General features: G+C 44.2%; 17 protein-coding genes. 8 read left to right on the forward strand and 9 right to left on the reverse strand.

The genetic code is table 11. The features are described from left to right. Positions 1-25: 25 nt before the first annotated feature. Genes lptB through L4C44_RS20445 form a run of 6 tightly spaced genes read right to left on the reverse strand, consistent with a single transcriptional unit; the run spans position 26 to position 4318 of the window. Positions 26-751, reverse strand: coding sequence for an LPS export ABC transporter ATP-binding protein (gene lptB / locus L4C44_RS20420; protein ID WP_428805637.1), 726 nt, complete (start codon positions 749-751; stop codon positions 26-28). Positions 752-754: 3 nt separating this feature from the next. Then, positions 755-1249 carry a lipopolysaccharide transport periplasmic protein LptA gene (gene lptA / locus L4C44_RS20425; protein WP_060983516.1) on the reverse strand — a complete coding sequence of 165 codons (495 nt, stop codon included), beginning with the start codon at positions 1247-1249 and terminating at the stop codon, positions 755-757. Continuing rightward, complete coding sequence (lptC, locus tag L4C44_RS20430) at positions 1230-1793, reverse strand: LPS export ABC transporter periplasmic protein LptC (RefSeq protein ID WP_004735306.1); 564 nt, start codon at positions 1791-1793, stop codon at positions 1230-1232. The genes lptA and lptC overlap by 20 nt, the downstream gene beginning before the upstream one ends. Beyond that, positions 1790-2347: a 3-deoxy-manno-octulosonate-8-phosphatase KdsC gene (gene kdsC / locus L4C44_RS20435; protein ID WP_146489819.1), complete on the reverse strand. Its 558-nt coding sequence runs from the start codon at positions 2345-2347 to the stop codon at positions 1790-1792. The genes lptC and kdsC overlap by 4 nt, the downstream gene beginning before the upstream one ends. Beyond that, positions 2347-3318 (reverse strand): arabinose-5-phosphate isomerase KdsD, encoded by a 972-nt coding sequence (gene kdsD, locus L4C44_RS20440; protein ID WP_146489818.1) that lies wholly within the window; start codon positions 3316-3318, stop codon positions 2347-2349. Before kdsD ends, kdsC begins: the two co-directional genes overlap by 1 nt. A 34-nt stretch (positions 3319-3352) precedes the next feature. Then, positions 3353-4318 carry a calcium/sodium antiporter gene (locus L4C44_RS20445; protein WP_019821462.1) on the reverse strand — a complete coding sequence of 322 codons (966 nt, stop codon included), beginning with the start codon at positions 4316-4318 and terminating at the stop codon, positions 3353-3355. Positions 4319-4582: 264 nt separating this feature from the next. Between L4C44_RS20445 and mlaF the strand changes: the two genes are divergently transcribed. The 8 genes from mlaF to L4C44_RS20485 all read left to right on the forward strand — a co-directional run bounded on the left by mlaF (position 4583) and on the right by L4C44_RS20485 (position 10062). Beyond that, positions 4583-5377, forward strand: a complete 795-nt coding sequence (mlaF, locus tag L4C44_RS20450) for a phospholipid ABC transporter ATP-binding protein MlaF (protein WP_210446772.1) — start codon at positions 4583-4585, stop codon at positions 5375-5377. 1 nt (position 5378) lies between these two features. After that, positions 5379-6158, forward strand: coding sequence for a lipid asymmetry maintenance ABC transporter permease subunit MlaE (gene mlaE / locus L4C44_RS20455; RefSeq protein ID WP_146489816.1), 780 nt, complete (start codon positions 5379-5381; stop codon positions 6156-6158). 2 nt (positions 6159-6160) lie between these two features. Next, positions 6161-6652 (forward strand): outer membrane lipid asymmetry maintenance protein MlaD, encoded by a 492-nt coding sequence (mlaD, locus tag L4C44_RS20460; RefSeq protein WP_019821466.1) that lies wholly within the window; start codon positions 6161-6163, stop codon positions 6650-6652. A 4-nt stretch (positions 6653-6656) separates the two neighbouring features. Further along, on the forward strand, positions 6657-7334 hold the full coding sequence (locus L4C44_RS20465; protein ID WP_210446771.1) for an MlaC/ttg2D family ABC transporter substrate-binding protein: 678 nt from the start codon (positions 6657-6659) through the stop codon (positions 7332-7334). Then, on the forward strand, positions 7334-7642 hold the full coding sequence (locus tag L4C44_RS20470; RefSeq protein ID WP_004735315.1) for an STAS domain-containing protein: 309 nt from the start codon (positions 7334-7336) through the stop codon (positions 7640-7642). Before L4C44_RS20465 ends, L4C44_RS20470 begins: the two co-directional genes overlap by 1 nt. 13 nt (positions 7643-7655) lie before the next feature. Continuing rightward, positions 7656-7910, forward strand: coding sequence for a BolA family iron metabolism protein IbaG (gene ibaG, locus L4C44_RS20475; RefSeq protein ID WP_017058924.1), 255 nt, complete (start codon positions 7656-7658; stop codon positions 7908-7910). A gap of 8 nt (positions 7911-7918) precedes the next feature. Next, the gene (gene murA, locus L4C44_RS20480) at positions 7919-9184 is read left to right on the forward strand and encodes a UDP-N-acetylglucosamine 1-carboxyvinyltransferase (protein ID WP_017058925.1); all 1266 of its coding nucleotides are present in this window, start codon (positions 7919-7921) and stop codon (positions 9182-9184) included. Positions 9185-9336: 152 nt separating this feature from the next. Beyond that, positions 9337-10062 carry a 1-acylglycerol-3-phosphate O-acyltransferase gene (locus L4C44_RS20485; protein WP_017058926.1) on the forward strand — a complete coding sequence of 242 codons (726 nt, stop codon included), beginning with the start codon at positions 9337-9339 and terminating at the stop codon, positions 10060-10062. A 112-nt stretch (positions 10063-10174) separates the two neighbouring features. Here L4C44_RS20485 and L4C44_RS20490 read toward each other — a convergent pair whose 3' ends face one another. The 3 genes from L4C44_RS20490 to pyrB form a co-directional block, all read right to left on the reverse strand. Beyond that, positions 10175-10564, reverse strand: a complete 390-nt coding sequence (locus L4C44_RS20490; RefSeq protein ID WP_004738682.1) for a RidA family protein — start codon at positions 10562-10564, stop codon at positions 10175-10177. A gap of 136 nt (positions 10565-10700) precedes the next feature. Continuing rightward, a complete protein-coding gene (gene pyrI, locus L4C44_RS20495; RefSeq protein WP_017058927.1) occupies positions 10701-11162 on the reverse strand; it encodes an aspartate carbamoyltransferase regulatory subunit in 462 nt (153 codons plus the stop codon). A gap of 12 nt (positions 11163-11174) precedes the next feature. Beyond that, positions 11175-12104 (reverse strand): aspartate carbamoyltransferase, encoded by a 930-nt coding sequence (pyrB, locus tag L4C44_RS20500; RefSeq protein WP_004738679.1) that lies wholly within the window; start codon positions 12102-12104, stop codon positions 11175-11177. Between the last annotated feature and the right edge of the window lie 94 nt (positions 12105-12198).

Below are 12198 nucleotides of genomic sequence, written 5' to 3' on the forward strand. Positions count from 1 at the left end.
AGAACTCTCGATACTCTCTATATAATCATAGACGGAATTGTTCGCCTAGATAAACTTGTTTAACTTGTTCGTTATTGAGAACATCTTCAGGAGTACCTTCAGCGATCAGGTGCCCTTGGCTTACGATGTAAGCTTTTTCACATACGTCTAGTGTTTCACGAACGTTGTGGTCGGTAATCAAAACGCCTAAGCCACGATCGCGTAGGTGAACAATGATTTTTTTGATATCGATAACTGAGATCGGGTCAACACCTGCGAACGGTTCATCTAATAGAATGAACTGCGGATTCGCTGCTAGTGCTCGAGCAATCTCAACACGACGACGCTCACCACCCGACAGAGCCATACCATTACTGGTGCGGATATGTTGGATGTGGAACTCTTCTAGCAGGTCTTCTAGTTTATCTTGGCGCTGTTCATTAGTCATTTCATCACGGGTTTGTAAAACCGCCATGATGTTGTTTTCTACTGACAACTTACGGAAAATAGAAGCTTCTTGAGGCAGGTAACCAATACCAAGACGAGAACGGCTGTGCATTGGCAAGATACTGATATCTAGATCGTCAATACTGATGGTGCCTTCATCACGCGCAACTAAACCGACAATCATGTAGAAAGACGTGGTTTTACCTGCACCGTTTGGTCCAAGCAGACCGACGATCTGACCGGATTCTACTTGCAGGCTCACATCGGTAACAACTTTACGCTTGTTGTAGGTTTTTGCTAGGTTTTTTGCTTTAAGAACAGCCATAGTTTACTTATTCACTTCCGCTGGTTGTAATACCGTTGATACACGCTCGCTACTATCACTATCAGCAACCAGTTTTTGAGAAGCAATCTGGTAAGTAATCTTAGAGCCACGGATGATGCTGCCATCTTGAGATAGCATCGCATTCTTGGTCATGATCAGTCTGTCAGCAACAAGCTGGTAATGTAAGTCGTCAGCTTCACCGTAGAGTGTCTTACCGTCGTCAGTAAGCTGAGAGAAGGTTGCTGGCTTACCGAAGCCTTGAATCTCTTCAATCTCACCATTTACGGCGTTACGAGTAACAATAACCTTATCGGCATTGATGTTGATGCTGCCTTGTTTAAGGTTCACATCACCAAGGAAAGTTACTTGGTTACTTTTCATATCCAATTGCTGGCTGTCGGAGTCAATGTAGACAGGTTGCTCGCTATCCGAAGACAGAGCATAGACATTAGGTGCCGCAAGGGTCAAAGCGAATAAACTAAGGTGTAAGAGTTTCATATCTACCTTGAACAGAATTAAAGAGGGTCGCATTGTTGGTACCGAAGTTACCTTTCATTGCTTGCCCCTCAGTTTCAAAAAATGTACCGATCATATGGACCGGAGTCTCTGAATAAAAATCTCGGCTAGGCAGCTCAACAACCATTTTATCTGTGGTCATTGTATCGAAGCTGGCTTCTGGCAACAGATTCTTTGCCACGACGTTGTCATAAAAAGTGACAACTTGATTCTCATCCATAATCGCGCGATCAGCGGTGACTTGCCATTCAATCGTGTGCCCTTCACGGAATACCGAAAGAACTGGGTTTTGAAAGTGCGTATCGCCAACCACTGAGTAGTGTTCTAAATACGTCGATTCAACCTGATAGCTACGAATACCGCTTTCGTCGTAGCTAATGTTGTTTAGACTTTTGCCACTAAACGCGGGTAGCTCCAAATTTGGAGCTACTTGTATCGTTGATGTTTGCTCTTTGTCGTACAGGTAATAGGTCGACCAAGAGGCAATAAATATTAGTATTAAATAGATAATACGAGTAAAACTCATATGCTTAAACCTTTATGCATGTCGAGTTCATTTCTTGCTTGTAAAATAAGGTCGCAGACTTCACGTACCGCGCCATGCCCACCTTTAATGATTGTCACGTAGTTTGCACGCTTTGCAAGTAGTGGGTGACCATCTGCTACACAGACCTTCAAGCCAACTTTTTCCATCACAGGCCAGTCGATCAGATCATCGCCGATATAACCCGTATTTTCAGGATTCACTGAAAGCTTATCGCAAATATCTTGGTATGCCTTAACTTTATCGTCTTGACCTTGATAAATCAGCTTAATGCCGAGAGCAGTCATTCGATTTTCAACAATTTGAGACTTACGGCCAGTGATGATCGCGATTTCAATGCCAGCATTCATCAGTGACTTAATGCCGTAACCGTCACGAGTATGGAAGGTCTTCAGCTCTTCACCGTTGTTGCCCATGTAGATACGACCATCAGAGAATACGCCATCGACATCGCAAATTAGGAGTTTGATGTCTTTTGCGATTGCAAATACACCTGAGTCAACAGTGCCGTATAGAGTTTCGACTGTCTGTGTCATTACATTACTCCAGCTTTCAATAAATCATGCATGTTTAGGGCGCCAACTAGTTTGCCATCTTGGCATAGCATCAAGCCATTGATGCTCTTCGCTTGCATTAAGTTTAACCCCTCAACTGCAAGCATGTTTGGATCGGCAACGGTAGGATTTAGCGTCATCACATCGCCAATTTGAGTATTATGGATATCAACGCGTTTATCTAAGATACGGCGTAAGTCACCATCGGTAAAAATACCGGCCATTTGACCATCTTGACCAACGATAGCCGTCATGCCTAAGCCTTTTTGAGAGATCTCTAACAGAGCGTCTCTTACTAATGCATCCGGAGCAACAATAGGAAGTGCATCGCCTGTGTGCATGATGTCGTCTAATTTCAACAGCAGTTGACGACCTAAAGCGCCGCCTGGATGAGACAGAGCAAAATCTTGAGCGGTAAAGCCTCGAGCCTGTAAAAGTGCAACGGCTAGTGCATCCCCCATCACCAAAGTAGCAGTAGTGCTAGTTGTTGGCGCTAAGCCCAGTGGACATGCCTCTTCTGGTACTGAAATTTGTAAATGGATATCAGACAAGGTCGCCATGTTCGATGCTGGCTTACCTGTCATGCTGATGATCTTAATGTTCAAACGCTTTAATACTGGGAATAGGCTGAGGATTTCTCCCGATTCGCCTGAGTTGGATATTGCGATCACAATATCACCAGGTTCGATCATGCCTAAGTCGCCATGTGCAGCTTCTCCTGGGTGTACAAAGAAAGCCGATGTCCCAGTACTTGCCAATGTGGCTGCGATTTTATTGCCAATGTGGCCTGATTTACCCATGCCCATCACAACGACTTTGCCTTTGTTGTTTAGGATAAGGTCGCAAGCTTTACAAAAATCATCATTAAAATATTGGTCTAATTGAGTGAGACCTGCAACTTCGGTTTCCAAAACTTGTTTTGCGACACTGCGGTAATCAAATGGCTGAGACATCAAATACTCCAAGTACGGGAAGTTAAATCAACAATTAAGCCGACATGTTCATTAGTAGGTAACTTTGGTAGACAACGAATGTTACGATTAACACGCCGCCTTCAATACGATTCACGCTACGAGATTTCCCTAGTGCCATGACCACAAGCAGTAGCGATACGCCCAGCATTACCCAGAAGTCGCGACCCATCGCAAACTCGCTCAAGATCGAAGGGTTTAGGATGCCGGGGATACCCATAACAGCAAGGATGTTGAATACGTTTGAACCAATGATATTGCCCACGGCCATATCATCTTCACCTTTCATAACACCGGCTAGTGATGCTGCAAGCTCAGGCAGACTAGTACCTACGGCAATGATGGTTAGACCAATCACAAGGTCGCTCATGCCAAAGTATTTCGCGATGATTACCGCATTATCAACCAGCATATCAGCAGCTAAAGGCAGGATGATCAGACCAATCACCACCCACATTGCGGCTTTAGGGTTGCTTACGCCCTCTGGGATTTCTGATTCTTGCTCGTCAAGGAAGGCATCACCGTTCTTTTTCTCACTGCGGCTGATTTGTAGCATGGCAAACAAGAAAGCGCCGAAAAGAACAAATAACAACACGCCTTCGTAGAAACCCAAATGGTTATCCCAAAGTAGTGCGCCAGCTAATAAAGTGACACCTATCATCAAAGGTAGTTCACGACGAATTACGCCTGAGCTGATTGATAGCGGCTTGATAAGGGCTGTAATACCTAAAATTAGCGCGATATTGGCGATGTTTGAGCCTAATACGTTACCTACAGCGGTATCGGTTTTGCCATCAAGCGCTGCTGTAGCTGAAACCATCATTTCAGGAGCCGAAGACCCCATTGCTAAGATCGTCATACCGATAACTAGTGGTGAGATACCGAAGTTGCGAGCAAGAGCAGCGGCACCGTAAACCAGCTTATCTGCACTCCACACCAAAAAACCTAGACCGATAATAAGAAACGCAATCGCTTCAAGCATGATGATTCCTAAAAAATTAATAAAAACGGAGAATTAACCGCTAATTTTGACCTGTTGCTAGATAAAAGGGAAGTCACTCGGCAAATTAATTACCAGTTAGCTGGCAAGAAAGAGAGCTCAATAGATAATTTTCTAATGCTTTCAAATCCCTGCATAGATTCCTGTTTAATATGAATTAATTGAACAGTGCTTTTAATTCTAAAGTAGACTCATTATTATTGCAGCCATAATTGGCGTTTTTTAAAGCAAGGAAACAACAAAAATATGTTGAACACTGAGCTTGTGAAAGTTAAGAACCTCAGCTTCTCACGCGGTGAGCGGGTTATTTTTGATGACATTAGTTTAGAGGTACCTCAAGGCAAAATAACCGCAATCATGGGGCCGTCTGGGATTGGTAAAACAACCTTGCTGCGTTTGATTGGTGGACAATTACTGCCAGATGAAGGCGAAGTTTGGTTTGATGGCGACAATATCCCTGCACTATCACGTCGAAAGCTATATCAAGCACGTAAGAAAATGAGCATGTTATTCCAATCTGGTGCGCTTTTTACGGATCTCAATGTGTTTGATAATGTGGCGTTTCCGCTGCGAGAGCACACTGAACTTAATGAAAAATTCATTCGTACCATCGTATTACTTAAGCTTGAAGCGGTAGGCTTACGAGGTGCGGCGCAATTAATGCCAAGTGAGTTGTCCGGTGGTATGGCGAGACGAGCGGCGTTGGCTCGTGCGATCGCATTGGATCCAGAGCTTATCATGTACGATGAACCGTTTGTTGGCCAAGACCCAATTACTATGGGTGTATTGGTCGAGCTGATTCGTAATCTTAATCAAGCTTTGGATTTAACCTCTATTATCGTTTCTCACGATGTGCCTGAGGTAATGAGTATTGCTGATTGGGTTTACTTAATGGCTGATGGAAAAGTTATTGCATCTGGTTCACCTGACGATCTGTACAACAACAGTGATCCTCGAGTGCAACAATTTTTGCAAGGTGAAGCAGATGGCCCTGTGCCATTTAGATTCCCAGCAAAGAGCCTAGAAAAGGATTTGTTTTAATATGATTGTTAAAACTATTGTGGGTGTCGGTAAGCGCACACTTGCTGTCTGTGAGTCATTTGGTCGAGCAAGCCTAATGTTATTTGGGGCTTTATTTGGCATTCCGAGACTAAAAAATTTCCCTTTATTAGTTAAACAACTTTATAGCGTTGGCGTTCAGTCATTGGCTATCATCTTAGTTTCGGGTCTGTTTATTGGCATGGTGCTTAGCCTGCAAGGTTATGTGGTGTTAATCGACTACGGAGCTGAGGGTAACCTTGGTCAAATGGTCGCGCTTTCATTGTTACGTGAGTTGGGCCCAGTGGTGACAGCGCTACTATTTGCAGGCCGCGCAGGTTCAGCGTTAACGGCTGAAATCGGCTTGATGAAAGCAACGGAACAGATCTCTAGCCTAGAAATGATGGCTGTAGATCCTATTAAACGCATTATTGCGCCACGTCTTTGGGCTGGTCTTATCTCAATGCCACTGCTCGCTATGATCTTCATGGCGGTCGGGATTTGGGGGGCTCAGTTAGTTGGTGTTGATTGGAAAGGGATTGACCACGGTAGCTTCTGGTCTGCCATGCAGTCTTCAGTTGAGCTTGGCCGAGATATTGGTAACAGCATGATCAAATGCATGGTCTTCGCTATCACAGTCACTTGGATCGCACTTTTTAATGGTTATGATGCAGTACCGACTTCAGAAGGTATTAGTCAGGCAACCACACGCACTGTAGTGCACTCTTCTCTGGCGGTACTAGGGCTAGATTTTGTTCTTACCGCATTGATGTTTGGGAATTAATCATGCAACAAACTCGAAAATTAGAATTATGGGTCGGCACCTTTGTTATTGCCGGAATTTGCGCAATCTTAATCATGATCTTTCAAGTCGCTGACGTAAAAGGCATTGGTTCGAACCATACTTACAATCTAAAAGCGACCTTTGACAACATTGGTAGCCTAAAAGTTCGTTCTCCAGTGAAGGTGGGTGGCGTCGTTGTTGGTCGAGTTAAAAGCATTGAGCTTGATACCGAGAGCTACCTTCCTGTCGTTGAATTGTCTATTGATGGGAAGTACTCACAATTTCCAGATACCTCTAGTGCGCAAATCTTAACGTCTGGATTAATCGGTGAGCAGTACATCAGCTTGGTTCCGGGCTTCATTTTTGACGATGAAGAAATGTTGGTTGATGGTGATTCTATCGAAGACACCAAATCGGCATTAGTATTAGAAGATTTGATTGGACAAGTGCTGTATAGCGTTGGTGGCTCTGATGATAGCGAAGCTAAGGAGTAGGCACATGTTAAAGACGAATAAATTATTGAAGACTAATAACTTTTTGAAGATATGGTTTCTGACAGTCGTCGCTTTTCTGATGTCGGCTCAAGCTTTTGCTGCAGAAGCGATTGATCGTACTCAGCCGTACCAGATGATGACTCAAGTAGCAGAAGTTGCATTTGATCGTTTGAAGAGTGAACAAGACAACATCCACCAAGACCCAGAATTATTGAAGGTCATTGTGGAAGAAGAGTTGATGCCTTATGTGAACGCACAATATGCAGCACTTAAGTTACTTGGACCGAACTTGAAAGGCGCGGATAGAAAAGACGTGGGCGTGTTTATCGATTCCTTCCGTAAATACCTGGTTTCTTCTTATGCCCAAGTGCTGACTCAATACACAGATCAGACGATTGAATTTGGTCCAGAACCAAAAATCAAAGCGGATAGCCGTATTACCAGTATCAAGGTCGATATCATCGATACGCCGCGACCAAACATCAAGCTTGAATTTAAGCTTCGCAAAGACAAAAAGTCTGGCGAGTGGAAAGCATTTGATATGGTTGCCGAAGGTATTAGCCTGTTGTCGAGCAAGCAATCGGAGTGGAATACTAAGATTCGTCAAGAAGGCATCTTACAAGTTGCTGACGAACTAGAGAAATTAGCCGCACAACCGATTCGTTTTGAGAGTAACAAATAATGAGCCATTCTCAATGGCAAGCACTAAGCTCTAAAGAATATCAGCTGCTCGGTGATATTGACCGAGACAGTGTCCCTGCAATCTGGCGTATATTGGAAAAGTGGCAAACAACGGAATCGAGCGTTGAAATTGACCTTAGCCATATAAATCGAGTCGATTCAGCAGGAATGGTGATGCTAATTCACTTATTAGAGCATGCAAAAAATCAAAACTGTCATATAATGCTCAGTTTCGTGCCAGAACAATTGAGAACGTTGTTCCAATTGAGCAATATCCAGCCAATGATGGCAGAACACATAAAAAATTAGGCAGGAGCTATTTGTGGACAGCACAAAAGTACAAGAATTATTAGCAGAAGCACTGAACCTTCAGGAAATTTTCGTGAAAGGTGAAGGCAGTCATTACGAAGTTGTTGCGGTTGATCCATGTTTTGACGGCATGAATCGAGTTAAGAAGCAGCAACTAATCTACGGCCCACTAATGGAATACATTCAACGCAATGATATCCATGCTCTTTCTATTAAGGCTTTCACGCCGGAAGAGTGGGAACGTGATAAGAAACTGATGTCACTTTAAGGTTTATGATGGAAAAGTTTCGAGTTATTGGATCGGATAAGCCGCTAAGCGGTGAAGTGACGATCTCAGGCGCAAAAAATGCAGCGCTACCAATCTTATTTGCTTCAATTCTTGCTGAAGAGCCAGTGGAAGTTAGTAATGTTCCTCACCTACGTGACATCGATACTACGATGGAATTGCTTAAGCGTTTAGGCGCAAAAGTATCACGTAACGGTAGTGTTCATGTTGATGGCAGCGAAATTAATGAATTTTGTGCGCCTTACGATTTAGTGAAAACAATGCGTGCTTCTATCTGGGCTTTAGGTCCTCTAGTGGCTCGTTTTGGTGAAGGTCAAGTGTCACTTCCAGGCGGTTGTGCAATTGGCGCTCGACCTGTTGATTTGCATATCCATGGCCTAGAGCAACTAGGTGCGACCATTAAGTTGGAAGATGGTTATGTGAAAGCAAGTGTTGATGGCCGTCTGAAAGGCGCGCACATCGTGATGGATAAAGTAAGTGTGGGTGCCACCATTACTATCATGTGTGCAGCAACGCTAGCGGAAGGAACAACAGTACTCGATAACTCAGCGCGTGAGCCTGAGATTGTTGATACGGCTGACTTCCTAAACAAACTAGGTGCTAAGATCTCTGGCGCAGGTACAGATACGATTACTATCGAAGGCGTTGAACGTCTTGGTGGTGGTCAACACTCTGTAGTTGCTGACCGCATTGAAACAGGTACTTTCTTGGTTGCTGCTGCTGTTTCTGGCGGTAAAGTGGTTTGTCGCAACACCAACGCTCATCTTCTTGAAGCTGCCTTAGCGAAGCTTGAAGAAGCGGGTGCGAAGGTTGAAACGGGAGAAGACTGGATCAGCCTTGATATGACGGGTCGTGAACTGAAAGCGGTGAAAATCGTAACAGCACCTCACCCTGGTTTCCCGACCGACATGCAAGCACAGTTTACTCTGCTTAACATGATGGCGAAGGGCAGTGGTGTTATCACTGAGACTATCTTTGAAAACCGCTTTATGCACATTCCTGAGTTACAGCGAATGGGTGCAAAAGCGGAAATCGAAGGCAATACGGCTATCTGTGGTGAAACGGAAAAACTGAGCGGCGCTCAAGTAATGGCAACGGACCTTCGCGCATCTGCGAGCCTTGTTATCGCTGGCTGTATAGCTCAAGGCGAAACTATCGTTGACCGTATTTATCACATCGATCGTGGCTACGATAAGATTGAAGATAAACTGTCAGCCTTAGGCGCAAACATTACACGATTTAGTGAGTCGAACTAACCTAGGTTAGTGGGTTCATGAATTAGTAAGATGAAAACATAAAAGTCGGAACCTTGGTTTCGGCTTTTTTATAGTTGTATTTGCCGCAAGTAAATCTATTGCTCATTTTTGCATGAATAGATGAATTAACTTGGCGGTCGGTGAGGAACAAAATGATAGCAATATTACGTATTTTCGCAGTGGCGATATTTGCGATTCTTATGTTTGTATTTGGTTGTGGCTACTGTTTATTAAGTCCACGTAACCCGAAACACGTATTTACCTTTGGCCGTTATTTCGGTCGCATGTCGAAGATCTTCGGCATGAAGCTAGAGCTTCGTATTCCAGAGGATGCCTACTCTCGCGGCCAACATGTTTATGTGGCGAACCACCAAAATAGCTGGGATCTATTCACGATTTCATCAGCGGTAACGCCTAAAGTGGTGACGGTTGGTAAGAAAAGTCTAGTATGGATGCCTCTATTTGGTCAGCTTTACTGGTTGACGGGTAACATCCTCATTGACCGTGCTAACCGCAGTAAAGCGGTAGGTACGATTGATCAGGTCGTGACTAGTCTAAAAGAGAGTGATGTTTCAGTTTGGATGTTCCCTGAGGGCACTCGTTCTCGTGGTCGTGGTCTGCTGCCATTCAAAACAGGTGCATTCCATGCTGCGATTGGTGCTGGCTTACCAATCATCCCTATTGTGTGCAGCTCAACAGGTGGCGTGAAGCTAAACCGTTGGAACAATGGTCACGTGATTGTTGAAATGTTGCCACCAATCAGCACTGAAGGCTACGACAAGTCTAATGTTCGTGAACTGGCTAACCTAGCTCGTGAGCAGATGGCCGCTAAGTTGGAAGAGCTTGATAAAGAAGTGGTTGAGCTCAACAAGAAGTAATTGAGCAAAACGCTGAATAATAAAAAAGGTTGCCAAATGGGCAACCTTTTTTGTATCTGATAAACACTCAGCTTTATGCTCAGACGCTTACTATAGATTTAGGTACTAAAGACTATTTGCGAACTGCAATAGCTTCGATCTCGATACCTACATCTTTTGGTAGACGAGCTACTTCAACACATGAGCGTGCAGGGTAGTTTGCAACGCCGTGCTCATCGAAGAACTTACCGTAAACTTCGTTTACTGTGCCGAAGTCGTTTAGGTCTTTGACGAATACTGTTAGCTTTACGATGTCTTTTACAGTTAGGCCTGAAGCTTCTACAACCGCTTTAACGTTGTCTAGAGATTGGCGAGCTTGCTCTGCGATATCAGCAGATACTTCACCAGTTGCTGGGTTTACTGGGATTTGACCAGAAGTCAGTACCATGTTGCCAAGGTCAACGCCTTGTACGTATGGGCCGATTGCAGCTGGAGCAGATTCTGTGTGAAGTACTTTAGTCATTGGTTTATTCCATCAGTTATTAGATAAAAATCAATTTTCAGTGTGCCTTCAAATTTTGGATAGGTAAAGAGCAAAATACCCCGCATAGGCGAGGTATTTGATAGTTTTTACATTCGGTCAGTGTTGCCGTATGGCGTTATCTTTCTGTCACGATCTCGCGAGAGAATACTTTTTCGCAATACTTACACTTTAATCGAATATCTTCTTTCTTTTCAAAGATCTTAAAGCTGCTTTCAACCGGTTCATTGTGAGTAATACAGTTGGTATTTGGACACTCGAAAACGTCGTTGATTTGCTCAGGAAGTTCTAGGGGGAGCTTCTTAACTACTTCGTAATCTTCGATTTGGTTCACTGTTGCATGAGGTGCGTAAAGAGCCAGCTTGCTCGCCTGTTCTTCGGTGATAAACACATTCTCAATCTTGAGTAGGTCTTTCCCGCCTAGTGCAGAAGACGGCAGATTTAGGCCAATGGTCACGCGCTGGTGAGAGTTGTGCATGTCGAACAGTTTTAGCACCTTGATCCCGATGTTAGCTGGGATGTGGTCGATAACAGTACCGTTTCTGATTGCTTCAACTTTTAATTGAGTCTCTTTAGACATGATATCTTTCCTCTACAGCGTTTCGTTAAGAACAAGGGCTAGCAATGCTTCACGAGCGTAAACACCATTCTCTGCTTGCTGGAAGTAGTAAGCGTAAGGTGTTTTATCGACATCGACAGTAATTTCATCAACACGCGGAAGAGGGTGTAGCACCTTCAGATTATCACGTGCATTTTCTAACAGAGCAGCCGTTAGGATGTATGCTGACTTGATATGTGCGTATTCTGACTCATCGAAGCGCTCCTTTTGAACTCGAGTCATGTACAAAACATCAAGCTCAGGAATGACATCTTCCATGTCCGTCAATAGTTGGTACTTGATTCCCGCTTCATCAAGCTCTTCGCAAATGTAGTCTGGCATCGCTAGAGCTTCTGGAGCCACGAAGTAGAAACAGATGTTGTCGAACTTCGCTAGTGCTTGCGTCAACGAGTGAACCGTACGGCCGTACTTAAGGTCACCAACGAATGCAACGTTTAGGTTGTCGAGGCGACCTTGTGTCTCAGCGATAGAGAATAGGTCTAATAACGTTTGTGTTGGGTGTTGGTTTGCGCCGTCACCTGCGTTAATAACAGGTACACCGTTTGAGAACTCAGAAGCCAGACGCGCTGCGCCTTCTTGAGGGTGACGCATCACGTAAGCATCAACGTATGAAGAGATAACCTGTACCGAGTCCGCTAACGTTTCGCCTTTCTTTGCCAAAGAAGTGTTACCACCACTGTCGAAACCAATCACATCACCACCGATGCGTTGAATCGCAGTTTCAAAAGAGAGACGAGTTCGCGTAGAAGGTTCGAAGAAGCAACTGGCAACAACTTTGTTCTTGATGAGTTCTGGGTTTGGTTCAGCCTTTAGCTGACCTGCCGTTTGAACAATTAATTCTAGCTCTTCACGAGAAAGCTCTGGAATTGAGATGATGTGCTTTTGATAGAGCGAATTCGCCATGATCTTCTTCCCCACAATAATGTATTGGCCATAAAAAAGCCCCCCATAATGGGAGGCTTTAAAAAAGTGCTGAAAAGCAGAATAGACGGCCTGG

Origin of the sequence: Vibrio satsumensis (genome assembly GCF_050337435.1) — a bacterium.
Taxonomy (GTDB): Bacteria; Pseudomonadota; Gammaproteobacteria; order Enterobacterales; family Vibrionaceae; genus Vibrio; species Vibrio satsumensis.